The sequence below is a fragment of the Microcoleus sp. AT8-A3 genome, from assembly GCF_036705675.1.
Taxonomy (GTDB): Bacteria; Cyanobacteriota; Cyanobacteriia; order Cyanobacteriales; family Microcoleaceae; genus Microcoleus.
Genome location: NZ_JAUBVD010000010.1, coordinates 121,378 through 144,619, shown reverse-complemented (window position 1 = coordinate 144,619; position 23,242 = coordinate 121,378). Strand labels below are relative to the sequence as shown.

Genomic DNA, 23,242 nt, shown 5'->3' with positions numbered 1-23,242 from the left:
TTTCTACTCCTTCTATTCGATAAAACCCAAGTGTTTTCTAGCAGCAACCGTTACCATTCTGCCCCGATTTGTCCGCTGCAAAAATCCGATTTGCATTAAGTACGGTTCGTATACATCCTCAATGGTTTGAGTATCTTCTCCTGTAGAAGCTGCGAGGGTTTCTAAGCCCACTGGGCCGCCGTTAAAGTTCTCAATCATTGCTGTCAAAATGCGCCGATCTGTCCAATCCAAACCTAGCGGATCGACGTTGAATAATTCGAGGGCGAGTGAGGCAACTTCGGCATCAATTGGCTTTAAATTTTTGACTTCGCTGTAGTCTCTAACTCGCCGCAGCAAGCGGTTAGCGATCCGGGGGGTTCCGCGCGCTCGGCGGGCAATTTCTGTGGCTCCTTCTGGGGTGATTTGAGTGTCGAGAACTTGGGCGGTTCTTTGGACAATTAGACTAAGTTCGTCTATTTCGTAGTAGCGTAATCTTTGGATCAAGCCGAAGCGATCGCGCAATGGAGATGTCAGCGAGCCGACTTTTGTGGTTGCTCCTACTAAGGTAAATGGTTTGAGGGGAATGCTGCGGATTTTTGCGGTTTTTCCTTGCCCGATCGTAATATCTAACCGACAGTCTTCCATCGCCGGATAGAGGATTTCTTCTGTAACTTTAGATAAGCGGTGAATTTCGTCGATAAACAGCACGTCGCCTGCTTTGAGGTTGATCAGCAATCCGACAATATCTCGCGGTTTTTCTAGCGCTGGGGCGGTGGTGATTTTGCATTCCACTTCCATTTCTGCTGCTAAAATTAGCGACATTGTGGTTTTTCCCAACCCTGGAGGCCCGTAGAGTAACAGGTGATCCATAGGTTCGCCGCGAGATTTGGCTGCTGCAATTGCGATCGCCAAAACTTCTCTTAAGTCTTTTTGCCCGATGTATTCAGCTAGCCGTTGGGGTCGGATTTTGTCGTCTTGTTTGCTGTTAATTTCGTCTGGTAGTTCTTGCGATTCTAGCAATGATTCCGCCTGGGGTTTGGCGGCTTTTTTGCGACGGGCTGGGGCTATGTCTTCGGGTAGATTTGGGTCGGGGGGCTGTTGTTTGGAGGAGATAATAGCCATATTTATTTGCGATCGAGCAGCGGGAAGTGTTTACAATTGTTAGCAGAATCTTTAAAATTATTGAGTTCGTTATGAGTATTCCATCTTCTTTATTAGCATCGGAAAGCATAACTTTTGAGGGGGCGATCGAGCTGACTCAATCTTTACTGTCGTTCATGGAGGCCGATCGACTTTTACAAGCCGACATCCAGCAAGCTGTTACATCTCTGGTGAAAACACAGAACGGTGCTAGGGGGTTTTTTGTCACCTATCTAACGGATGATGGACAGGAGGCAGATCACCCGTCACCCGGAGTAGTCGAGGCGCTGCGATCGGCTCCTGAGATCGTAGCAGAACTGCTGGTGAAAAATTTGGCGATGTCGGCGGCAATGGTTGTACATCATTCGCGCCAGCAAAAGGAGGAAATGGCGGCCGATTCTGCTAGAGTGCAGGAGCGATCGCGCAATTTAATTCAAATCCTGCAAATGCCCGCCTGTCAAACTATAGCGTCGCAAATGCTAGAAAGTTTGCACAGTGCCAACGGCGAGTATGAAAAATTTTTCCAGCGGTGGGGCTACGACGACGAGCAAAAACGGGCGATCGGTTCGGCAGTGCGGGGTGCGATCGGCTAAAATAACATCCAAAGGAAGGCGGGCGTTGCTTCATCAGGGTATGAAAAAAATCACTTTAAAATCCAAAAGCTTTGTGGATACTGGTTTCTATGAGGGGCATATTTAACGTTTCATATCATACCGTAAATCAGCAACGCCCGATGACTTTCAAGCTGCACGCTTCGGCAATGCGACAGGCGGTGTACAGACAAACTCCGAAGAGAACGCGGTCGCGGTCGAAGAGCAAACCTTCATTTAACAACAGTTCGATTTCCTGTTGCGTAAGGATTTTGGCTTGTCCGTGTCCCTCTATTTTCACATTGGTGACAAGTTAAGACTTAATTGCATTTGTCAATCAGTAATATTACTCAAAAAAACTGCTTTTTTAGGAGTGGAAAATTTACGATTTGAGAGGGAGTAGGTATAAATATTACCCTCGGCACGATCGCACGATCGCCCAAATCTCAGTTTTGGGCCCAAAATCCGAGTAAATGTTGAGCATAATTGCTGATTGACAAATGCTTTCTTAGGTTAACTTGTTACCAATGGGTTTCAATGTGAGCGCTAAGCAGTCGAAAATCCTGTAGCTCTTGCTCTGGCGAGCGTAGCTATGGTCTTTATCAGAAACACCATTGACAGAGTGTAATGTACCTGCCATCATCGTTGGCTGTCTCATTTGTCCGATTTCCTTGCTTCTCGAAACTGGCAAGTAAATAGATTCCTAGCTCATAGTTGTAGAGCCAATAATTTAGTTTTCACAAATGAATCTATATTCTTCCCTTGTTAGAGAATGCTCCTCTAAGAACCTCTTCATTTTCTGCTTTCCCTCTGCAATATTTTGGGAACAAATCGCTACAGAAGCATAGGGAACTTCATATTTTTCTTCAGCGAGTATTTCGTTCTCTAGAACAATTACATAGAAATCTGACTCGGATGACAACTCTTTCAGTTTTGCTGCATCTATCGTATGCTTATGCAATGAGGCGTAACAGAGAAAGCCATTGTGGTATATACGGGGTAAGCTGTTTTTATTAACAAACGGTTTGATACCGCAAGCAATCAGGTAGGAATACAGGATAAGGTTAATATCCCATACATTAAATACCCATTTAGGAAAATAAAAACCAGCCATCCTCGCATTGATTTCTAAAATTTTGACTCCCAGCGGTGTGTAGATTGCCTCTACGTTAAAAACACCCTGTTTTAAACCAACGTTGTGGCAGGCTTTCCAGGCAGCATGAATCAAATTCTCTTGCTTTTCTTTGTCCAGTAAACTAGGCATAATAGCTGTCATTTCCTTACAGAGAGTAGGCAAAGTAGGGCCATTGTCAGTTACATAACCAGCTATCAACTCACCATCAAACATGATTATGTCAACATCATGTTCAGAGCCTTGCAGGTAAGGCGTGACAAATATTTGATACTTAAAACTTAACCCAGCACCATACTGTGTGGCGGTTTGAATATAGCTTTTATAGTTTTCAAACTTAGCTAATAATTCTTCTTCTGTTTGAATTATCTCTACACCAAAGGAAGCACTTCCAGTATCTAACTTAATTACTAAAGGATAGTAATGTGGCGGAATATTCTGGACATCGGCTACATTATTTAAGACCCAAAAATCTACGCCATTGGAAAATCCCCTGCATTCAAAAAATAATTTATTGGACTCATCAGCTAGGATTTTTTTATGAGTCAATAATTTGCTTTTAGCAATGCTTGCACTTTGATAATCGTTGGTTGGTTTACCTAAAAAGCTAGCGACTAAAGAGGACAAAGGTACATTATCTTCCCAAAACGTAACTACGCCGTCCACGCTGATGCAATGATTGCGGACAACTTCCACAATTGCTAGGGCATTTTCAATATCTTTGGTATGGTCGTCAATGTCAATATTGAAAAACTGGCTGCTGTAACTGGCAGCGAAATGTTGAGAATCGCTATCAATTAAAATAATATTGATACCTACTTGATTGGCAAATTCAAAAATATTCAGCTTTGAGTAGCCTCCACCTCCAATCATTAATATATTTTTGCCTTTCAGCAGATATTGATAGGAGCGGTACAACATCGTTTCCACCCATTTATCAAGGATGTCAGTCCTGTTGGGAAAATGTTGCACTTCGTATTGCTGCAAGGTGCTAATACAATCGTGATCGTTGACTTCAATTAGAAACGGTTCTAATTGACCTTTGTGATTTTTCAAAACAACATCTAAACCAATAAAATCTGTTTGTTTGTTTTGGGGTACATGGGTTAAATATTGCGTTTCGTAAACAATAATAGACTCTAGTACCGCTTCACCTAATCGGTTAATTTTATCAACAAGCTGATTCTTTTCCTCGTTAGTCAACTGGAGCAAGTTACACACATAGTCGATTGAAAAACTCTCGGAAGTATCTCCATTAATGGGTTGGTCAATATAACCTAGATTACAGATAATTCCAGATGTTTCAACAACATTATTGGGGCGGCGAGTTACAAACACCCTCAGCCTCGCACCCAGCTTACAATTATCAGTAATGCTTGAATCGATAAATTTCTCCACAAGCAGACAATCATTGTCCTGAAGTGAATCCAAACATTTCTTAAAGTTTTCAACAGCCCTATCCAGATTATCTTTTGACTCAATAGTGCAGAGTCTGCTTCCCATCCACCTTACTCCAGAAGGCTTAATCACAAATTGAGACGCCGGAAATACCGTCAGATATTCTTGGATTTCATCATTAGAAAGATTTCTAGATAGGGAAATCAATTGAACTTTTGGAGTGACGGGATGATGGCTATATTTTTCTAAAGAAAAGCCAAAAACCATCGTTTGGGGTACATTTACATTTCTTGCAGCAGCAAGTAAGCGGGTATGCAGTTTGTCATTGGTATATTGTTCCAGTTCTATACCACTTGACATCGGGCAGTCCGTCAGTCCTTCATAGAACTGAAATTTATTAGCCTTCTCTTGGTGAACTGGTTCATAAAAACTGAAAGCTGCTTCGGTACAAAAGTTACATAAAAAAGTTATCCTCTGAGGACTTTTGAATTTGGTGTGAAAACATTGACCAAATTCGTTCATTGTAATCCCTTCAAAGAGGTACAATACAGATTTATCACCTTCTTGAACAACTTTTACCCAAGTCGGTTCAGTTACGATAAAAGCACTTTCAGGTAAAATTCTACTTGCAGCCAGCAGTAATGTAAGTCTTTCGTCCGCTAAAGTAAAGAAAACAATACAGGGTTTGCTTTCGTCTGATTCTAGTTCTGCCAGAGCTTCCTTAATTGGCTTAAGCTTATAAGCTTGGAGAACTGAGTTGAGTGTCTCAAACATATTTAACTATACTTTTATGAAGTGGCTGTTAGCTAATCAAACCGAGGAATTATTGGGAATTTTAAAAAGCTTGTTAAAACTCCCTAGATTATTCCAGATTCCAGAGTTGCTAATTCTATTGTTTCGGACTGCCGATGCTATTCTCAAAGCAGTTCTTCAAATCAAAGCTGGCGCTTTCACTATCACTCTTAACTGTAAGGGCTTGCGAAGGGTCGAATAGGAGTTTGTTATCGCTAGGGGTTAAGGTTTGGTGGAAAAATTCTTTACAGCTATTTTGCTCATCTGCAACAATAACTCGCGCTGTATGCCCTGTGCGTAAAACATCAGTGCGATCGCACCACTCATAGGAGAATATAATTAGGATGTCTCCAGGCTGGCACAAAAGCGCTCCCCCACCATTGGGACAGACGCAGCCTGTTCCTGCCTCTCCTGGCAGAGCATAAGTTGACCAACGGTTGCCGTTGCTGATGTTGACTATCTCCACTTCTTCGAGGGGCAGTATTCCGACTTTTTCCAATAATTCTTGGTCAATGGTGATACTGCCCACATAATCGCGCTTGGCATCGGTCACACGTACCCGATGAAGTTTAGCGTGCATCAGTCTGATTGTAGCCATATTAATCCTTTTAGTGGTTATCTTCTCTTATCTGAAATGTGATCGCACTGATTGAACGTTTGGGTGGATACTGGGTTGCTATCAAATGCGAAAATTGGAGAGAAGCAAGACTCACAGTAGACTTGCTTTAGGCTCTCCCGTACTTGTGGTGATAACGCAAGCTTATAATCTAGCTGCATCAAGGTTTTTAGCCTTCATTGCCCAGATAGAATGTATCACCCGCTACTTCTTCCCTCAAATCCGGGATAGCCAATCTGTCAATTGTTCGACCGCATGTTCGATTGTAAGACTTCGAGAAACAGAGTTATAAGGAGCATAGTAGATATGTCCAACAGCCATCCAGTAAAGGGCACCCTTGCGAAGGCTATTGTTTACACCTGTCTCAAACCTTGCATTGATGGCGATTCTCTCCAAGTTCATCTTTTGTAATCCATTACAACGAATCGCTAAATTACTCCAGAACAAATTTGCATCAGATGAAAATGTTTTTAACACTCCCGTTACCTTAAGAATGTCAGTAAGCACTCTCACTACACTTTCAGCTATGCTTAGTTCAGAACTAGCAACGCTTTTTTCTCTTTGAAAGCTCTCCATTTCCTGGTTTAGTTTATTTTGGTTTTCTCTGATTTCCCTAAGATGTCTTTCACGAGCTTCCACTGCCTTTTTGTAATCCTTATCTGCTTCAACTTCCCACGGAATCATAGAAGTGAAAAAATTTCTATGATCAGCAGGCTGCTTTGCTTCTTCTTCCTTTTCCGCCTTCCTGAGTTCATCAAAACGTTCTTGCATACCCTGAATCTTTGCTATCTGAGCAGCAATCTGTTTGTCAAGTTTCTCTTTCTCCGACGATGTTTTTGTGAGTTCACTAGAAGTTGTGAGCAAAGCTCCTCTAATTGCATTTATTACGGTCTCTATTTGTGACAAACAATTACTGGACTTTACCGAAAATTGCTTTGCAACCTCTTCGCATTTTGCAATCTCGTCAAGAGTAACCTGAATTTGTCTCTTTTGTTCTTCAAATGTGCTCTTCTTTAGGGCCTCTTGAAACAACGTCAAAGCATTTGAATGGTAGGAAACACAATCAAGAGAAGCTGTAGCAAAATAGGGAAGATCACTCACAATTACCTCCGCCAACCTGACAAGCTTTGTACTAACATCCTCAATGGTCGAGTTCATTGTCACACTCTCTTCGCGAATGGCGCTTATTAGGTCAAACAGGCTGATTGAAACCTTAAGCGACGAGATGTATTTAGTAAAATCGATAGTGAACATCGTATCTGCTACCTGGACTACCCGCTCTTTTAATAACGGATTTTCATCCAAAGTCTTCTCCAAGGTAGATCCTGTCTTGTCCTTTCCGATATTGGCAAGTACCGTATCAGTCAACTCACTATATTGCACAATATCTGAAGAAATTGGTTCACTCGCTCCACTCAACATAAAATACTCCTATGCTCAATAAAGTTCAACAAAAATGAAGCGAGGAGCTAAACCCCTAACCCACTTTGTCTAGGAAAACAGTAATTGACCTTATGCATTTGCATAGTCAGTAAGGGAAACTAAATAGGCGTTGCTCGGTGATGGGATGAATTTAAAATCATCAAGTTATGAACTCCACCGATCGACAAGGCTTTCAAAAATGGCGGAAATGCAATCATCCCCAGATTGAGCAACGCCACTAAATTAAGTCACAAAACTTTAATGCCTAAACAAGTTAGTACATTATTTTATTTAATCCTCATTCCGAAGCTGTCCTCTCGGCTTTAATCTGGCTTAATATTTCGGGGCCGAGCTTACTGACTATTGCGTTGCACTCATCCGCTCCAGGGATATTATTCATCGCTTCATCAACCTTAGCACCTGCTAACTTCATAGCATCGTGGGCGCGGTAATTGATATAGGAAAGAGCCATCCAACTGAGAGCAGTGCCTTTCACCGTCAGCATTAATCTTTCGCGCATAGCCGGCACTTTAATGGTTTTCTTAAACTTCTCAGCCGCAGATGCACCACCAGAAAGAGACTCACAATGAGCCTGAACACCTTCCCAAAACACTTTTGTATTTGAGAATGCCGTCTTAATCCTACCAAGCACTGCTAGAACAACTTCGAGAGAAGCAAGAGTTTTTTCGACTGTATTCTTGCTAACCTGTGTTGCTGCCAACGTGATAACTGTTTTTTCTAATTCTCCAGCTACCTGAGCTTTAAGCTTTCTAAACTCGTAAGCCTTTTCACCTGCTGCCTCTGCACGCGCTGAAAAACTATCTGCCTGTTTTGCAGCCTTTTCACTCACCTTCTCAAGAGACTTTGACAATGCTTTACCAGCTTCTTCGATCTTTTTCCGAGCGTCTGCAAGATTATTTGATTCTTCCTTCAACTCCTTGATTTGTTCTTCGAGAAGCGCTGCCTTTTTTTTCGCAATATCGAGTTTCTCAGCACTGTCTTTCTCAGTATTGTCTCTTGAACTCTCTAGAGCATTTACTTTTGCTTTTTCTTCTGCTAATTTCTTTTCAGCTTCCTCTAGTTGTTTTTCGTTCTCTTTAATAGCTGCTGCATTTTTAGCTTTGTCTTCTGACTGCACAAGAATACTCTGGGCTTGCTCATCAGAGGAAGCTGATGCTTCAGAAACCGGAGCCGCTTCCTCGGATGAATTACCTGCGGATGACTTCGCAAGTGTACTCGCAGCTTTTGCTATTTGAGCCTGTGGACCACCATAAACTGCGACAGCAGCAGAGGCAACAGAACCACTTGCCTGAATAAGACCCGACATCACCGTTGCTCCCATATCTACCCACATCGCTGTCTCAGCTTTGTCATCGAGTCTCTTCTGATCCTCATCGTACTTCTCTATCGCCGAAACGTACTCGTCTTTCTTTGCTTTGAGTTCAGCCTGTAATGCCTCCATCTCGGCAATTTTTTTCTCGATTTCTTTTTTTTCAGCAGCAGTAGCGCTTGAGTCCTCATTCGCTGCTAATAAAGATTTCTTTGCTTGGTCGATCAAGCTATCACATTTCTTGATCAAACGATCGCATTGAGCTGCCATATCCTTAGCCACGGTGCTACACTGCTTTAGCATTTCCATAGCACTGTCAATCAAATTCTCTTGACTAGCTTCATTTTCGGGCTTCATTGCCTCTTCAAACATCATGACAGCATTAGCATGAAATTCAACAGCACCCAAGGCAGATCTGAGGAATGCTCCTGTTGTGACCATACTCATCTTGACCAGATCTTGGTAATCAGATTGCATCCCCAATATAGGGGTTGAGCAGGGCAGTCCTTTTGAGCCTGCGAATGCGAGCCGCAACAAGTCGCTAACCTGGATTAAACTTGTCATGGTTTCATTGACGTTGACGGAAACAAATCCCATTTCCTGCTTCTGCAACATTATCTTCAGTTCACCATCAGTATCAATTGCCTTAATGAGGCTGTTACCTGATGGGTCAGAAGATATCTTCATTACGACTTCTTCTTTATATACTGTCAAAGCAGTCTGCTGACTATCTCCAGGCATTTTTGTGTTCTCCTTTGTTTGACTGTTAATTGAATGTAAGCGATGAACGATAGCTAAGGCTTCCTGTAGGAATTTGGAATCCACTCAATGAGGAAATCCAGATGTACAGTGACTTTTTATTTGTCGCTGTGCCAAATTAATGTCATCAAGGGTCTAAAGCCTGAATTTTCTAGCATTCAACTTAGAAACTCCACAGAGAACTTACAGGCTGTACCAATACAAATTGTTGCGAACCTAAAGTGGGTAAGCCTTAGCTTGATGACAGGAATTTGTCTCAACACCATTTAATTTGTCACTGTACAGATACCTTTCAACTAAATGACGATTTCAGAAGTCAATTTGTGAATTGTTCGATTAAAAGGCTTGTTTGGCTAAGTGATGCATCCTATGAAATAAGCTTCAAGGATAAGAAGCTTATCGCCTCCTCCCACATTTGGACTCTACTAAGCGCGATCCTCTTGAATCAATAAGGAATGAATCAATAAGGAAAAGCGATCACCTCCCCAGAAAAGAAAAGCGATTGCCTCTTCACCCTCAAACTCTATAAACTGTGATCGCACCCCTCCATCTCCATCTCAACAAAAAGCGATGGCGAAACGCCCACCGTAGGTGATCGCCTTCCACAAATCAGAAAAGTGCGCCACAGGGGTTGAGGGTGGCGCGGGTGACGGTGTAACCGATGGTGGAGCAGGTTTCCCGACTTTATATCGCCCTTGGCGAAGATGGTTAGGAGTGGGGTTAAGAGGCTGATGTTTGGGGTAATTGGAAGGGGTGTGGTAGCTGTTGGAACACTATCGGAACTCTCCCTGCTTACTTTTTGCGGTCTATCTAGACTCTCAAATTACTAGCGACTAGCGAGCGCATTCCAGATTTTTGTCAGAGGTGCTTTCCCTCTACCTCTAGCTTCGCCTCTGTCTTTGTGTCATCTTGTCCTCCTCTTTTTACACTTCTCTCCTCTCTCTCATGTTCGCCAACACTGTGTCTTATATTGTCCGTTCTCCATTTCGTTATATATGTGGCAACTTGCATACCTTGTTTCCTCTGCATTTCTGTATATTCTTACCAGAAGATGTTGCATCGAATCCGACAAACTTGTGTGGATTCCTGTCCCGTAGTCGATCTCCAAGTGACACTCGTGGCTTAGTTGTATCACGCAGTCACTTACTAATTTACTGCTTGATTTCGACACCATACCTAAATACTGCCCATATCTGTCTGAATGCAGAGGGCTAGGAGTCGAGACACTTGCTAGTGTTTCTTTCTGCTGTACCATCACGCTGATTATTACCGCCATGATACATACCAATATTCTTTGCACCACGTTCTTTCCTATCCTTCCTATTTCGTTCGACATATGTAGCCTTTCCATAATTTTTCTCCTTTGTCTTTTCTTTCAGCATCTTTTACTTTGTTTCTGGTGATTCAGTTCCGCTCCATGTCTGTGTAGCTCTCTGTTCGGTTTAGAACTGTTTCTTCTGTGCTTTCTGTTCTCCTATCGAACAACTTGTCGGCGGCGGTGCTCGTGTCTTCCTCTCTCTTTCTTCGACCAATTTCCACACCAGATTCACATTTTGTCTCCCACACTCCGCGCCTCTTAAATGCCCCCTACTTCCTCTTTCTTCTCCATATCGGTTCACCGCCATTTTCCAGGCTATCTGCATCTCACTTAGCTCAACCTCTTTACTCCGCGTTACTGCACTCTTCACCTTTATCTTCCGCTCAGAAATCGCCGCAACCATCACTGACTTAGACTGCTGCACATCACGCACTACCTCCGGCGATTCCTCATCCACAACACTCTCCACTTCCTCCACCGCAACGGATAACGTCACTGTCTCGCCCACAGTCGCTTCAACTGGCGCATTCCCCTGGGACATTTCCCCTATTGCCGACTCCGTTGCAGTCGGTGGAACAAATTTATCCCTATCCCTCGCCTCCTCCCCAATAAAATATCCCCTCAACTCCTCTTGCAAAATCTTCCGCGCCTGCGAAATACGCTTGCAGACATTCTGGTAGGAAATCTCTTGCCGTTGGGCAATTTCTGGATAAGACAAGTCCTCATAAAAATGTAGGATAAACGTCTCGCGCAACCGAGGAGATAAATTGCCAATCGCACGACGAATCACAATCCTTTTCTCGCCAGTCTCCAAAGCAATTTCTGGCGTATCCTCACTCCGTAGCAGTCCTTGCTCCTCACTCGAAGCGTAACCTTCTATATCCTCAACTCGATTCGCCCCCCGACTGCGTTCACGATAAATGTCCACGCACAGATTGCGAGTCAGTGTCGTCAGCCATGCCTTAAAATTAGTAATTTCCCCCGGCGCGTACTTTTGCACCTTTTCCCAAGCCTTGAGCATCGCCCGACTCAAGGCATCTTCAGCATCAGTCGGATTCCCCCCCATCCACTTAATACAGCAACGGTGAAGATAATCTTGATACTGCTGCCATTGCTGCCAAAACCCTTTCCCTAAATCTTCAGAGCAACCCTGCAGGTATGATGCACTAACTGTTTGAGAATCTGACATAAATCAATAACTGGTAGCGAACACAATTAAGGCGAAATAAGACAATAAACGACTGGCGTGGCACAGCTAAAATAGTGCAATAAATTATCAGTTTACTTCTGACTTAATCAAGGTTTTTCTACTGCAACATTTAAAGCGTGTCACGCCATTACCGTGCTTTAGTATCGAGATTCTAGTGCGTACTCATGGTTAGGAAGCTTTCTTATCCCTCAAGCTCATCTTCTTCCAAAGGTTCAGTAAAGCCGTATTCTTCCAGTTGACCGTCCCGCCGCACATCGCAAGTTACGCAGTGAAATGACCCGCCGAAGGTATAAACGTGACGGAAATCAACCGGAATTACTTTAAATCCCAAATCTTTGAGGAGTTTCTGCATAGGTTCTTCCTGCTTTTCCACAAAAATTGTTTCGGGATCTAAGCTCAAAATATTCATGCACACCCAACTGCTACACATATACATCGGCCAGTTGTCGGGAAGGGTGGAGGGAGCCGCATCCACTAATTCCCAGCCAGCTTTCTTAAAAAGCTCGGTTTGAATGCAACGTCTTGCGGGGTTCACTAATGCTAATCCCGGTCGAAGTGGTACGAGTGAGGCATCAATGTGCATGGGATTGAGGTCTGGGAATTTGACCACATGAACCCGGAATTGGTCGCCTAGATGCCGTTTGAGCCAGGTAATTCCTATTTCGTTAGTGACGTGACTGCGCTGCACAAATAAATCTCGCCCAAAGCGTACAATGTCAGCAGCATCAAAACTGGGTTCAAGTTCTCCCGTCACAAATTGCCCTTTTTCGGTGAGAGCATACCGTTGGTCGATGGGTTTTGTGGCGTACTCAAGATCGTAAAATTTGTCTGACATGGAAGGTTTAGGTGCCGGTGTCCACTTTGCCCCCCGTCGCAGGTACTCGACCATTAAGGAACGGTAAGCACGGTATTCAAAAAAGCGCGATCGCCAAGCCATCGGTGCTTCAATAATTTCATTGCCAACGACGATCAGCACATCGCGGGGCATCGTGGCATAGAAACCGGAAGCTTCAAAATCTGGGGTTTTGTAGGTCTGGGAAAAGTCGATGCGATCGGGTCGTCGAACAGTGACCCCTTCAGCTTCTAAAACCTGACAAAACTCGTTCAGTTCTTTAGAGGCAGCTTCCACAAGTTCTTGGGGGAAGGGTTGACCGCCATACTTTTGGAAAAACCACAAGTTTTGGGGGGATGTATTTGTCAGGAGGGCAGGCTCTAACTTCGGAACTACCGCGCCCTCTACGCAACCCACAATGACTTCTTTGAGAGGGTCCCATTCGTTGTAGCTGTTAACGACTGGAAGTTGCCGTTCAGATACTATGTTAGGGATTTGTTTCAACTGCAACACTTTTTTTACTCCTGTAATAAAGTTAAAGGTTGTTTTTTTGATTTGCTACATTCTAAAGACGATTTCAGAGAACATTTTCTGATTTTTTTGCCAATTATTTTCCAAATAATATCAAGAAAGTTATCTTCTATTTTTGATTTAAAAATGTCAATAACGAATATTTGGCTCATCAATTACCCTAGAAGATAAAATGAGCCATTTTTGTTGATATCGCCTTCAATCAAAAATACTTATCGAAAATCAAGGAAGGCTGTTTTACTGTTTTAAAACAGCCAATCTCTAGGAAATTGTCACCAGCTTCAGTTTTTGACTAGGACAATAAATGTCGGTGTACTTTCACGCTGATTTGTTCGCCAGTTGTAACTGGGTAGACTGTCTAGCAAAAGCCTCAGCGATCATTTCTGACATCAGTTGTGGAAACGGGATGCCAGCAAGGTGCAAGATCGTGCCAACAGAAGTAGCGCCAAGATCGTTATCATCGAACGTAGAGAGAGGATAAGAAGAAATACCACAGTTAGGATTCACCTCCAAAACAAACAGTTCTTGGGAGGCTGTGTCCATGCGTATATCTACCCGTGCATATCCATTACCACCAACTGCACAATAAGCCAGCTTACTTAACTCACAAAGCTTGTCATGCAAGTCAGAACCAACCAGTCCGTAACGGCAAAACGGTTCTTCTGGTGAAAAGAGAGAACCCTCTTCATATTTTGTCCAGTACCAATCGTAAGCCAAAAAACGTTGAGTTTTAGGGAGATTGGAGTGAAACACCCGTTCCGCAGGTGGATAGATTTTGATACTCTCTGGCTGCTGGCTGGAACCCAAAAGAAAGACTGTAAACTCACGACCATTGATGAAGCGTTCCACAAAAATACTGTCCGGCGGGAATTGCATATCATGCTGTCCTTGGAGCAATCGCTGGAGTTGTAAACTCACCTGTTCATCGCTTTCGACAACTGACTGCAAAGAAATCCCTCGGCTTGCAAAAGAAATCGCTGGTTTCACAATCAAAGGAGTACCAAGACGTTCGCAAACTCCCTGAACGTGGCTAGGGTCTGCAATGACTTCGTAGGGAGCCGTAGCTACATCCTCCTCAACAAAAGCACGCTTCATTCTGAGTTTAGATGAGCAGAGATAATCAAAGGTAGAATCTGCACCCGTAAAGAGAATGCCTTTTGCTTCCAGTAGTTTGATGACGCAAGTGCCAGGATAGTTAGGATCTTCATCCCCAGCACAAAAGTTCAGTACCATTGGAATGTACTCTTTGCTGGAAGCAGCCACCTCCTCAACAACTTCGTGCATATTTTCAAAAGTGATTGGCTGCCACTTCCACTTGATGCCGAGTTCGGCAAAGACATCTGCCAGTTCTTGACGAGTCGCAGGGGTGTCATAGTCTTTACTCTCCCATCCTTTTTCTGTAATGCGGTAAGGAATAAACGCCCAAACAAACAGCTTACTGCTAGGCACAGGCAATTTCTGAAACATCGATATTTTCTCCATTAATTGGTTGCCGAACTGTGACATGAATTCCTCCTTGTTGAATCAAATCTGTAGGTTAACCAGTAACAACGAGGCACCCTTTATCCATCACGAACATGACATCTGCACGCAACGCATGAGCCATTTTGTGGGTAATGACAATCACTGTGCATTTCTTGGCAATGCGCTCTAAAGTTGTCATAATTTCCACTTCTGTTGCGGGGTCTAGCGCTGATGTAGCTTCATCCAGAATCAGAATGGCTGGATTTCTCACCAACGCCCTAGCGAGAGCAATTCTTTGCCTTTGTCCCCCTGATAGCTGTCCCCCCCTGTCGCCAACAGGAGTGTCATAACCTTGAGGTAAAGTCAAAATAAAATTATGAATTTCTGCGGCTTTCGCTGCGGCTTCTACCTCTTCATCACTCGCTTCCAGATAGCCCATGCGGATGTTTTCCCGCACTGAGCCATTAAACAAAATCACCTCTTGAGAAACCAGTCCGATTTGAGAACGCAGTGAGCGTATAGTGCAGTCGCGCAAATCAACTCCATCCAATCGAATGCGTCCCTTATCCGGGTCATAAAATCGTGTCAGCAAATTGACAATCGTACTTTTACCCGCGCCACTCTGACCGACAAATACCGCAAAGTCTCCTTGGCGAATCTTCAGCGATAGATTTTTCACCCCGCCTCTATCTTTGGAGTAGCTAAAGCTAACATTATCAAAATAAATATCACTCTGAAAATGTGGCAAATCAATCGCACCCGGTGCTTCCTGAACTTCAGGGATTTCCGCCAAAATATCATTGATACGTTGCAGTCCTGTTACTCCATCAATTAAATAAGGCAGCCCCCAGGTAAAGTTGAGGATAGTTGAATGTAAACCGAGCAATAGAACCTGATAGGAGACGAGTGTCCCTACTGAAATCCAATTTCCGTAGGTCATCACCGCGCTAAGACTCAAAATAACCAACTGCACTAAGACAAAAGCGAGACTGGGAATTCTTTGCACTAAGCTAGACAGAAATTTCGCCCGGACATAAACCCGCTTCAAGTCATTCAACTGGGCAGAAAAATCTTTTGAGACTCGTTTTTCTAGACCGAATATCTTGACAACTGGTTGGGAGAGCAGATTCTCTTCGATTACGCTGGCGATGTGTCCTTCCTTTTGCCGCAGATGATAGCCTTCTTTGGTGGCACGACGGGCAACATTTGCTGGTGCAATTGCACAGAAAGTCAAACCGATGCAACTTAGAACAGCCAACTGCCAGTTAAGGGAAAATAGGAAAACTACCGAAAAAAGGATGTTACTCAGGCAAAAAATAACAACTGGCAGACCAAGTATGAGACTATTTTCTACCTTCTCTGCATCCGCCTGGAAACAGTTAATTATATCCCCGGCTGAACGTCGCCCAAAAAACTCCATTGAAAGGCTTTGGATGCGCTCAAATAGAGAACAGCGGATGTTGTTGAGTAACAGAATCCCCAATTTAGCTGATAAAAAGTCGCCCAGCAAGCCAACAACGATAAATACAATCGCTCCGCCTCCCAAGAGCAACAGAATCCAAACCAGAAGACTATAATTTTGAGGAACAATGGCTGCATCAATAATAAACTTGAAGCTGATCCTCATTGCTGATTCAAATGCGGCCTCAAAAATCTGACTGCTACAAAGGAAGATAGCTAGCCATCTATAAGGAGCAATATATTTATAAATTACCCTCACAAAATTCAAAAAACGCATTGGGCTTTGAGATAAATGGGTAATATTTGTCCGTATAGCGAGCCTAAATCATTTATCTAAATAGATAGGATAGGGGTAGTGCCAAGAGTACCTATCTCGGAGCGATTGGGACAACCAAACGGGGGATTGTTCCTAGAAAAAATCACACAATTATTTAGACGCGCTATATTGCTTTTGTGTGGGTCGAACCCTCACTTTCACTTGGAAGACAGCTAACTGCACCCATTGTCCTCCCAAATCTTTCGGCACCTTTCAAAAAGTTGGCTCAGTACGAAATTTCTTGCCGGACGCTGCTATTGCAACCATACGTCCGCTCTTGAATGCCTTGGCAGCAGTAATACTCGGATTTTTCGAGCTACTAAGCTGTTTGGCATTTAAAGGACTTGCGTAAGGTGCGTCAGCATCTAAGGTTTTCCGTTTCAGCGTAAGGGTTCTAGCTGACGCACCCTACTAGCCTCGTTACTGGTTTAAATGCTCCACAGCTTACCCTCTGTAGATTCAATTTAATCTTTTTGCCCGCTTTACTCCTCAACTTGTTTATTTGTCATCTATCTTTAGACATACTTACCTTAATTCTTTGGATAGATGCTTGTCAAGGGAAATCAATAAAGTTTGTGTAAACAAAAGGTAATGGAAGGTAAAAATTCAACATTTCCTGGTTTGGACGTAAGTAACGTAGAAAAAGCTTGAGAAGAAAGGCCCCAATTTACATTCACTTCGAGAGCAAATAGTTCTTGAGATAATTAGTACATCCTTATATCCCTCCATCCATAGGGATTTACTAATATAAAAAAGATGGACGCACTATTCTGTAAATTACGAGCTAAAAAATAGCCGTAATTTTACGCTCGATGTGCGATCGTCGCCCACACTCAGAACAATAGGTCAGTAATTAAGTAGAACCCCCTTTTGTAGCATTAAACCCTGCCTATAACTGTATCGTTCAAAAGTTATGAAAGGCTATTAATTGCTTCCACAGCTTTTGAGACGCATCTTATCTCTATAATATTTCCCCTCCCCTGCCTTTGAAAGTCGGAAAAGTCGGATCTTAAAGTCGGAAAAGTCGGATATTACATAATCTATCGAGCTCAGCTTAGGTGAATATCGGCAAAAAAATAGTTGCACGCTATATCACAACTTGTCTCTTAGTAGCCTGATTTTTTTAATTTCCTAACTTTTCGCTTTGTTGCTAGTCGTTAGTGTCGGCAGTGTTCAAGAAATCCGTCAGGGGTGCGGTGAACTAGATGAGGGCAGGGCGAGGCATTGTCCACTCCGAACGCACGCCCCAGGACGAGCTCCGTAAAGAAGCCATCCTGCACGGCATCCAAAGCTGGTGGCACTTCCCGATGAACACGAAGGGCGTTGCTTAATCAGGGCATGAAAAAAATAAGTTGAAAATCCAGAAGCTTTGTAGATAATGGTTTCTAGGATTTGCATATTTAGTCTTTCATACCGTAAATCAGCAACACCGAAACAAGAAGCCCAAGCCAGGGTGGCAGATCCTTGATCAAAACGACGGGGCTGTGGAATAATTGCGGTTTAGCAAAAGCTGCACAGTTGTAGCTTGAGTTGATTTAGGTGTGAAGGTAGTGAACGAGGGCGAAAAAATTGCAGAGAACTGTGAAAGAAGTTGCCCAAAAAGCCCGAAGGGTGGGCGGCAGGCCGCCCGCAAGTAGGCAGCGGTGGGCGAAGCTGAATCTGCTGGCAACATTGGTGCGCCGGGACTTGGAAGCTCAATACAAAGGCTCGATTCTGGGCAATTTTTGGCCGCTGCTGAATCAGCTATCGCAATTGGTGATTTACACTTATGTATTCTCGATCGTCCTCAAGGTAAAGCTCAGCCTTGCAGGCTTCCCAGAAAACAGCGACATTACATTTGGAGTCTGGTTGTTTGCCGGTTTGCTGCCTTGGACTGCCTTCACCAGCGGTTTGATCAAGTCGGGAGTCTCCGTGGTGGGGCAGCCGAATTTAGTCAAAAAAGTGGTATTTCCTCTCGGTTTACTGCCCCTAGTGCCGATTTTTACAGCTTTTATTGAAAGTTCTCTGGGTTTAGCAGCTTTGATTGTGATAGTTGCAGTGTCGTCGCAAAAGCTCAACGCTACTTTATGCTTACTGCCGTTGGTGTGGGTGCCTCAGTTGCTGATAACTGCTGGTTTGGGATATTTGACAGCCGGCTTGACTGTATTTTTGCGAGACATTCCTCAGACATTAGGTGTTATTCTAAATTTTTGGTTTTATTTGACGCCGATCGTCTACCCAGCATCCATCATCCCGCAAGAGTGGCGAGGGTGGGTATTTTGGCTGAATCCAATGGCCGCCATCTCGGAGGTTTATCGAGACCTCATACTGCTTGGAGAAGTTAAGCATTGGGGCGAATGGGGTGTCGCCACGCTAATTTCGGCTGCTATATTTTGTGGAGGTTTGGCGGTTTACCGGCGTTTGCGTCCCGCTTTTGCTGACGTGCTGTAAATTTGTTTGAGATATGCTGTAAATTTGTTTGAGATATACAGCATATTCTATGTATATGTAGTAAACACAATTTTCTAGCCCGTGTAAGGTGCGTCGCCACCCGTCAATCTGCAAGTTTTATCCAATATCTCGCAGATCCGCACCCTACAGATTAACACCACACAATAGAGCTGCTAATGTACTTTATGAACCACCGAATATGCTGTAAAGTCAATCTAAAATCTAAAATCTAAAATCTAAAATCTAAAATCTAAAATCTAAAATCTAAAATCTAAAATCTAAAATCGGATGACAGAAAATGTAATTTCACTAAAAAATGTTTCCAAATGCTTTAAGCGGTACGATCGTCCAGGAGACCGCTTAAAGGAAATTATTTACCCCACCAAAAAACTTGCTGACGAATTTTGGGCCCTACACGACATCAATCTGGAAATTCCTCAAGGACAAACTCTGGGAATCGTCGGCCGCAACGGTTCGGGGAAAAGCACTCTCCTGCAAATAATTGTGGGGACGCTCACACCTACTACAGGAAGCGTCGATGTTAAAGGCCGAGTCTCCGCTTTGTTGGAACTCGGAAGCGGGTTTAACCCGGAATTTACCGGGCGACAAAATGTGTTTTTTAACGCTCAGTTACTGGGATTCAATCAAAAAGAAACTGAAGAAAAGTTTGACGATATAGCTGCTTTTGCTGATATTGGCGATTTCATCGAACAGCCAGTCAAAACTTATTCTAGCGGTATGTTTGTCAGGCTAGCTTTTGCGGTTGCGACTAGCGTCGAGCCAGATATTTTGGTGGTTGACGAGGCGCTTTCGGTGGGGGACGAAGCTTTTCAACGCAAGTGTTTTGCCCGCTTGCAAAGCATTCAGGAAGGTGGCGGAACAATTTTATTTGTTTCTCATGCTGCTACTTCTGTGGTGCAACTTTGTACCTCGGCGATTTTAATGGATAGCGGTGAATTGCTGCTCGCTCACACGCCGAAGGTGGTAATTTCTAAGTATCAAAAGCTGATTTATGCCGATCCGGATCAGGTTCTGGGGTTGAAGTCAGATATTCGAGCTCTGAACCAACTGACAAAACAGGAAAGTCAAAACCAGCTTCAGGATGCTAATTTAGAAAGCACAAAGAGGGAAGTTAAACCGGAGCAACATCTCTCAAAACCGCAGGAATATTACGATGAATTTTACGATCCGGGGATGATACCGTCGAATACGGTAAGGTATCCGTCTCGTGGAGCGGAAATTATCAACCCCCACATCGAGACGCTGAAGGGAAATGTGGTAAATCACTTGCTCGGTCGTCAAGATTATATTTATACTTACTCTGTCACTTTTTCGCGGTCAACTTCCAAAGTTAGGTTTGGAATGTTGATTAAAACAATTAGTGGTTTTGAGTTGGCGGGTGCTTCTTTGAAGGCTTCTACTCAGTCAGTGAGGTATGTGGAAGCGGGAACGACAATTGTAGTAAAGTTTCATTTTAAATGTTTGCTGAATCCCGGTGTTTATTTTCTGAATGCTGGGGTTGTGGGAACGGTAGATGGAGATTTAACTTATCTGGATCGCTGTGTTGATGTGGCGATGTTTAGAGTTCAGTCTTGTACTGAGTCCTGCGGTAACGGCATCGTTGACTTGCTGATCGAACCGTGTTTAACTGTTGTTAATGCTGATACTCTAGTGAAAGAGCAGTCAACAGAGGTTATCTAAAATTCTGTAAAAAAAATGAGCGATATCAATTTAGATTTAGTCGAAAATCCCGTAATCAAAGCATTTATTCAAGATCAAACTAAGTTTCCCGAAAATTTTAAACTGAATATCTGCGAAGACGATGAAATGTATTTGTTCAGCTTGAACAACGTCAAAGACGATCGCGATCGGGCTTTGGTGCGCTATTATTCGATCGGGCGTCGCATCTTGGATACGGTTAAACAAGTTGTGGAATGGCATTTTGGCAGTTTTGAAAATGTACCTTCTTTTCTAGATTTTGCCTGCGGTTACGGTCGATTTACCAGGTTTTTGATTCAGGAAATACCGCCGGAACGAATTTGGGTTTCTGATATTTATGCTAACGCGGTTAAGTTTCAAACTGAATACTTGGGCGTCAACGGTATTGTCTCAACTGGAAAACCCGAAAATTATTTAATTGACCGCAAGTTTGACTGCATTCTGGCTAATTCTTTTTTCAGCCATATGCCGGAAAGAACTTTTACAAGTTGGTTGCAAAATTTGTACGATTTGTTGACTCCTAACGGCATTTTGATGTTCAGCGTTCACGATGAGTGTTTGCGCTTAGCCAATATAGAAATGCCGGCTAATGGTATTTTGTTTAGTGCTCAAAGCGAAAGCCAGTCTTTAGATAAGGAGGAATACGGCACAACTTATGTAACTGAAAAGTTTGTGAGAGAATGTGTCGAGAGAGTTAGCGGAGGCAAAGCTTTTGTTCACCGCATCAAAAAAGGCATATGCAGATTTCAGGATTTGTATGTTGTCACAAATGAGCTAGTTAGAGATTTTTCGGAGTTGAATTTCAATCACCACCCAGAAGGATATATTGATGTTGCTGCTTTTACGAATAAGGATAATTTGTATCTGGAAGGATGGGTAGCTGATGTGAATCTCAACGGTCGAGTTGAGGATCTGCAAGTGCTGGTAAACGGGGAGGTTGTACAGAGGTGCGAGCCTTTTTACGATCGCCCGGATGTGGCTGGATATTTTGAAACTGATGGGGCTCTGCAGTCGGGGTGGAGCTGTTATTTACCCAAAAACACTGTAGGGTTGCAGGATGTGTTAATAGTCAAAGCAATCAACAACTATGGTTGGGAATGGATTCTGGAAACTTGCACTGTAAAATCGCTGATTAACCAAAGACAATCGCAGTCTTTATTGGGTTCTACTCAGACAAAACTCAAATTACTTGAGACTCAGTTAGAGTCGGCTAGGATTGAATGGGATCAAAATCAAAGTAAGTTAATGATTACTGAAACAAAGTTGGAAGAATCTCAAACAAATTTGCAAGAAACTCAAAGTCAATTAGTTGCAGCTCAAATGCAATTGGAGCAAACTCAACATCAGTTAGTATCTGTGCAAACGCAGTTGGAAAAAACCGAAAATCAGCTAATTAATCTTAAGCAAGAACTAGAGCAAGCGAAGTGTAGGGTTTTGGCAATGGAAAGCAGCAAGTTCTGGAAGCTCAGAAGCGCGTGGTTTCAAGTCAGGCGAAAGCTGGGCTTAGCGGGAGATTAGTGAGTAAATTTGGTTGGTGTGGGAATTAGGGCGAGGGAGAAGGGAGATAAATTGTGAGTACAAATGACAGCAAACCGTCGGTTTTTATTGTTACCGGAATGCACCGTTCCGGTACGTCTTTAACAGCTTCTTTGTTTCAGAAAGTTGGGGTTGATATTGGCAAAAAGTTAGTGGGCCCGGCCGACGGAAATGTGAAAGGTCATTTCGAGAATGTTGATTTTGTGGAGTTCCACAAAAGTGTTTTGCGATCGCACGGTATTGATGAACTCGGATGTACGTTTGAAAAAACGATTCCGGTAGCACCAGAATACGTGGAAATCGCCAAACGCGCGATCGAGCAAAATCAACTTCCTCACAAACATTGGGGTTGGAAAGACCCGCGAACAGCCCTTTTTTGGGATTTTTGGCTGAATTTGCTCCCCGAAGCTAATTTTATCTGTGTTTATCGATCGCCCTGGGAAGTAGTCGATTCCCTTTACCGCCGGGGAACCGATGTCAGCTTGCTGCAAAATCCCGAAATGGCAGTAAAAATGTGGATTCACTACAATCAAAAAGTTTTAGAACTTTACGAACGTTTCCCCCATCGCTGTCTCCTAGCCAACGTTTACCCCATCGGCAACACTCCTGAACTTTTCCTCGATCGAGTTAACGAAAAATTTAATGTTAACTTAGGTGCGATACCAGCCGACAATTTTGAAGAATCTTTATTAGTCAACGATATTGTCAAAAGTCACAGACCGAGTTTAATAGAAAAATATTTTCCCGAAGCCTTAGAACTATATCAACTTTTGGAAACCCAAGCTGGCAATCTCAGTAGCGAATCGAAAGGTGCGATCGATCGAGTTATTCATTTCCCAGCCTCTCCATTCTGGCCATTTGAAGATTGGCTAAAAATCCGCTTGCTGGAAAAACAGCAAAAAACCAGCTATTCCGAACTCAAACAGTGGCAAGAACAATTTCACCAGGCCCAGGCGAAAGTGTTGGGATTAGAGACAGAATTAGGAGCAACTCAAGTACAGCTTGCAGGCAAAGAATCAAATTTTCAAGAAGCTTTAGCAAAACTCCTCGGATTAGAAACAGAATTAGGACAAACTCAGGTACAGCTTGCCGGCAAAGAATCGCAATTTCAAGAAGCTTTAGCAAAAGTCTTAAAATTAGAAGCAGACTTAGGGGAAACTCAGGTACAGCTTGCCGGCAAAGAATCGCAATTTCAAGAAGCTTTAGCAAAACTCCTCGGATTAGAAACAGAATTAGGACAAACTCAGGTACAGCTTGCCGGCAAAGA

Annotated in this window: 13 protein-coding genes and 1 pseudogene; 5 read left to right on the top strand and 9 right to left on the bottom strand. The window is 43.2% G+C overall.

Annotated elements, in window-relative coordinates; genetic code table 11:
- Positions 1-12: 12 nt before the first annotated feature.
- Positions 13-1,101, bottom strand: a complete 1,089-nt coding sequence (ruvB, locus tag QUB51_RS08745; RefSeq protein WP_333154818.1) for a Holliday junction branch migration DNA helicase RuvB — start codon at positions 1,099-1,101, stop codon at positions 13-15.
- 71 nt (positions 1,102-1,172) lie between these two features.
- On the opposite strand from ruvB, the gene QUB51_RS08740 reads away from it, so the two are divergent.
- The gene (locus tag QUB51_RS08740) at positions 1,173-1,712 is read left to right on the top strand and encodes a hypothetical protein (protein ID WP_333053509.1); all 540 of its coding nucleotides are present in this window, start codon (positions 1,173-1,175) and stop codon (positions 1,710-1,712) included.
- Positions 1,713-2,439: 727 nt separating this feature from the next.
- Here the strand turns inward: QUB51_RS08740 and QUB51_RS08735 are convergent.
- The 8 genes from QUB51_RS08735 to QUB51_RS08700 all read right to left on the bottom strand — a co-directional run bounded on the left by QUB51_RS08735 (position 2,440) and on the right by QUB51_RS08700 (position 16,251).
- Positions 2,440-5,013 carry an ATP-grasp domain-containing protein gene (locus QUB51_RS08735; RefSeq protein WP_333260552.1) on the bottom strand — a complete coding sequence of 858 codons (2,574 nt, stop codon included), beginning with the start codon at positions 5,011-5,013 and terminating at the stop codon, positions 2,440-2,442.
- Between the two features lie 115 nt (positions 5,014-5,128).
- A complete protein-coding gene (panD, locus tag QUB51_RS08730) occupies positions 5,129-5,629 on the bottom strand; it encodes an aspartate 1-decarboxylase (protein WP_333053512.1) in 501 nt (166 codons plus the stop codon).
- Positions 5,630-5,863: 234 nt separating this feature from the next.
- The gene (locus QUB51_RS08725; RefSeq protein WP_333053513.1) at positions 5,864-7,069 is read right to left on the bottom strand and encodes a hypothetical protein; all 1,206 of its coding nucleotides are present in this window, start codon (positions 7,067-7,069) and stop codon (positions 5,864-5,866) included.
- 298 nt (positions 7,070-7,367) lie between these two features.
- A complete protein-coding gene (locus QUB51_RS08720; RefSeq protein ID WP_333053515.1) occupies positions 7,368-9,140 on the bottom strand; it encodes a hypothetical protein in 1,773 nt (590 codons plus the stop codon).
- A 1,460-nt stretch (positions 9,141-10,600) separates the two neighbouring features.
- Positions 10,601-11,665 carry a sigma-70 family RNA polymerase sigma factor gene (locus QUB51_RS08715; protein ID WP_333053516.1) on the bottom strand — a complete coding sequence of 355 codons (1,065 nt, stop codon included), beginning with the start codon at positions 11,663-11,665 and terminating at the stop codon, positions 10,601-10,603.
- 202 nt (positions 11,666-11,867) lie between these two features.
- On the bottom strand, positions 11,868-13,031 hold the full coding sequence (locus tag QUB51_RS08710) for a NarL family transcriptional regulator (RefSeq protein WP_333053518.1): 1,164 nt from the start codon (positions 13,029-13,031) through the stop codon (positions 11,868-11,870).
- A gap of 336 nt (positions 13,032-13,367) precedes the next feature.
- The gene (locus QUB51_RS08705; RefSeq protein ID WP_333260558.1) at positions 13,368-14,555 is read right to left on the bottom strand and encodes a hypothetical protein; all 1,188 of its coding nucleotides are present in this window, start codon (positions 14,553-14,555) and stop codon (positions 13,368-13,370) included.
- A 31-nt stretch (positions 14,556-14,586) separates the two neighbouring features.
- Entirely contained in the window at positions 14,587-16,251 is a 1,665-nt protein-coding gene (locus QUB51_RS08700) for an ABC transporter ATP-binding protein (RefSeq protein ID WP_333260561.1), read from the bottom strand.
- Positions 16,252-17,871: 1,620 nt separating this feature from the next.
- Between QUB51_RS08700 and QUB51_RS08695 the strand changes: the two genes are divergently transcribed.
- The 4 genes and pseudogenes from QUB51_RS08695 to QUB51_RS08680 form a co-directional block, all read left to right on the top strand.
- On the top strand, positions 17,872-18,720 hold the full coding sequence (locus QUB51_RS08695; protein ID WP_445243004.1) for an ABC transporter permease: 849 nt from the start codon (positions 17,872-17,874) through the stop codon (positions 18,718-18,720).
- 288 nt (positions 18,721-19,008) lie between these two features.
- Positions 19,009-20,421 carry an ABC transporter ATP-binding protein gene (locus QUB51_RS08690; RefSeq protein ID WP_333053521.1) on the top strand — a complete coding sequence of 471 codons (1,413 nt, stop codon included), beginning with the start codon at positions 19,009-19,011 and terminating at the stop codon, positions 20,419-20,421.
- Between the two features lie 15 nt (positions 20,422-20,436).
- Entirely contained in the window at positions 20,437-21,957 is a 1,521-nt protein-coding gene (locus QUB51_RS08685) for a methyltransferase (RefSeq protein WP_333260564.1), read from the top strand.
- Between the two features lie 53 nt (positions 21,958-22,010).
- Positions 22,011-23,242 (top strand): annotated as a pseudogene (locus QUB51_RS08680) (glycosyltransferase); the annotation flags it as partial.

Coding starts and splice junctions, on each gene's coding strand:
- QUB51_RS08690 (WP_333053521.1), top strand. CDS start 19,009: ATGACAGAAAATGTAATTTCACTAAAAAATGTTTCCAAATGCTTTAAG.
- QUB51_RS08715 (WP_333053516.1), bottom strand. CDS start 11,665: ATGTCAGATTCTCAAACAGTTAGTGCATCATACCTGCAGGGTTGCTCT.
- panD (WP_333053512.1), bottom strand. CDS start 5,629: ATGGCTACAATCAGACTGATGCACGCTAAACTTCATCGGGTACGTGTG.
- QUB51_RS08740 (WP_333053509.1), top strand. CDS start 1,173: ATGAGTATTCCATCTTCTTTATTAGCATCGGAAAGCATAACTTTTGAG.
- QUB51_RS08700 (WP_333260561.1), bottom strand. CDS start 16,251: ATGCGTTTTTTGAATTTTGTGAGGGTAATTTATAAATATATTGCTCCT.
- QUB51_RS08720 (WP_333053515.1), bottom strand. CDS start 9,140: ATGCCTGGAGATAGTCAGCAGACTGCTTTGACAGTATATAAAGAAGAA.
- QUB51_RS08735 (WP_333260552.1), bottom strand. CDS start 5,013: ATGTTTGAGACACTCAACTCAGTTCTCCAAGCTTATAAGCTTAAGCCA.
- QUB51_RS08705 (WP_333260558.1), bottom strand. CDS start 14,555: ATGTCACAGTTCGGCAACCAATTAATGGAGAAAATATCGATGTTTCAG.
- QUB51_RS08685 (WP_333260564.1), top strand. CDS start 20,437: ATGAGCGATATCAATTTAGATTTAGTCGAAAATCCCGTAATCAAAGCA.
- ruvB (WP_333154818.1), bottom strand. CDS start 1,101: ATGGCTATTATCTCCTCCAAACAACAGCCCCCCGACCCAAATCTACCC.
- QUB51_RS08725 (WP_333053513.1), bottom strand. CDS start 7,069: ATGTTGAGTGGAGCGAGTGAACCAATTTCTTCAGATATTGTGCAATAT.